We start from the raw sequence: 1,742 nt of genomic DNA on the forward strand, positions 1-1,742 counted from the left end.
TGTTCGTCGGTGTGCGTGTCTCTCGCGGCAATCGAAAGACTCTTCATGTCGACGCCGGCCTGCTGCAATTCCTTGACGGCGTGCTCGGCTTGTTCATGAGTGTCATAGATTGCTACTACTGAATTAGTAATGTTCATTTTCTTCTCCAAGTTGATCGGTTGCTGAGTCGATTGAAGCGCCGTTTTCAAAGCCGCTGTGTCCACAGGAATAATGCCAGAGCCGGATGTTCAATGGTTGGTCACTTTTGCTCGCACATCGGGCTGTCACTATGAAGTGGCCAAAACAGCACAGTTTCTGCTGCCGTGTCCGGAAGAAAATGAGGTTCAAGCCATTTAATTCACGCGGCCAGGGAGATTTTCATGCTTGAAGTTCGTGCTTTCCCATCCATCCCCACGAAGATCCTTTTGCCCATTGACTTTAGTCCGTCATCCCAGGCGGCTTTGGAGATGGCAGCCGATCTGGCTCAGCACTTTCATGCCGAACTCCACCTTCTCAACGTGATTCCAATGTTTCCCACCACGACGCTCCCCGACTTCGTTCCTGAAGGCGAATTCCTTCAAGGGGCGAGAACACTTGCAGAGGATCATCTGGCAAAGTGCCAGGTAACTCTCAGGGCCAAGGGTGTGAAGTCAAGTTCCAGTATCGAAGTTGGCAATGACGTAGCGGGAAACATCATGGAAGTGGTGGAGCGTGAACATATCGACATGGTCGTCATTTCCACGCACGGCATCTCCGGATGGCGTCCGCTAGTCTTCGGCTCCATCGCCGAAAAGGTAGTCAAGCTCGTGCAATGCCCGCTCTTGCTTCTTCGCTCAGCTAACCCCGAGACAAGCGCCATAGCTCAGAATGGGGCGCACTCCGAAATCGTGGCAGCGAAAGCATAGGAACAGGTAGCCATGTGAGCGCAAGCAGCGTTGTCGTGCCCACGCCAGACCGCTCGACTGTAGAGCAGGTTCAGCAAATCGCTCCGAAAGGTCTCACGAGCGATCAGGCGGCAGTCCGCCTTAAAAAAAGACAGCCTCAGATTGCCCGTCGTAGTGATTGCCAGTGAATTTGCAGCTGCAATTGTCTTCGGTGTGTTGCTGGACGTGATCGCGGTACCGCAATTCGCTCATCTTGGCCTACTAACGCATTCGTATTCATGCGATGCCGCAGCGAACCAAGGAGGATTGGAGCAAAAGTGAACAGATTCTTGAACGACCGAAGGTTCAGGGTGACAAGAGGAGAAAACCGACATGCCGGAACAATTTGAGCACTCAGAACCAACGAAACTGGAAGACAAGACGGTCTCGGAAGCATCGGCCGAGAAGAGGATTGAGCACCTGGCGGAGAAGGCCGCAGAGAAAGCATCGAAAACAGAGAATGACTACGACGAGGCTCACTCTCTCTTCACAAAATGACAATTCGCACGGACTCCACCCCGAATTGACATCGCTTGGATCAATTACCAATTTGGCGTGGTCTTGCCTGCCTTGATACAGGTGCCCTGGTGGAGGAGCGCGGTTCGGAGAGCGATTACAAGTGACATTGATTGCGAAAAGCCCCCAGTCGAAGCCTGATTCCAAGGACGATCTCAAGTCGCTGCCCATGCCGGAGTTGCAAAAGAAGCTGGAGTCGTCGCCAGACGGTCTGACCCAGGCCGAAGCTGCAAAACGACTGGTGCGATATGGGCCTAACGAGATTACCGAGAAGGAGGCCAATCAGTTCTTAAAGTTTCTCTCCTATTTCTGGGGTCCCATTCC

Annotated in this window: 3 protein-coding genes; all 3 read left to right on the forward strand. The window is 52.8% G+C overall.

Annotation, left to right across the window (positions count from 1 at the left end):
* Window positions 1-359 precede the first annotated feature (359 nt).
* Entirely contained in the window at window positions 360-884 is a 525-nt protein-coding gene (locus tag WA354_RS04200) for a universal stress protein (protein ID WP_472811759.1), read from the forward strand.
* 351 nt (window positions 885-1,235) lie between these two features.
* Complete coding sequence (locus WA354_RS04205) at window positions 1,236-1,400, forward strand: hypothetical protein (RefSeq protein ID WP_472811760.1); 165 nt, start codon at window positions 1,236-1,238, stop codon at window positions 1,398-1,400.
* A 121-nt stretch (window positions 1,401-1,521) separates the two neighbouring features.
* The coding region (locus tag WA354_RS04210) for a cation-transporting P-type ATPase (protein ID WP_472811761.1) at window positions 1,522-1,742 on the forward strand (221 nt) is incomplete at its 3' end.

It is taken from the genome of Occallatibacter sp., assembly GCF_049802275.1.
Taxonomy (GTDB): domain Bacteria; phylum Acidobacteriota; class Terriglobia; order Terriglobales; family Acidobacteriaceae; genus Telmatobacter.

Excerpts from the sequence above, each read along its gene's own strand:
- WA354_RS04205 (WP_472811760.1), top strand. The coding sequence starts at position 1,236 with ATGCCGGAACAATTTGAGCACTCAGAACCAACGAAACTGGAAGACAAG.
- WA354_RS04200 (WP_472811759.1), top strand. The coding sequence starts at position 360 with ATGCTTGAAGTTCGTGCTTTCCCATCCATCCCCACGAAGATCCTTTTG.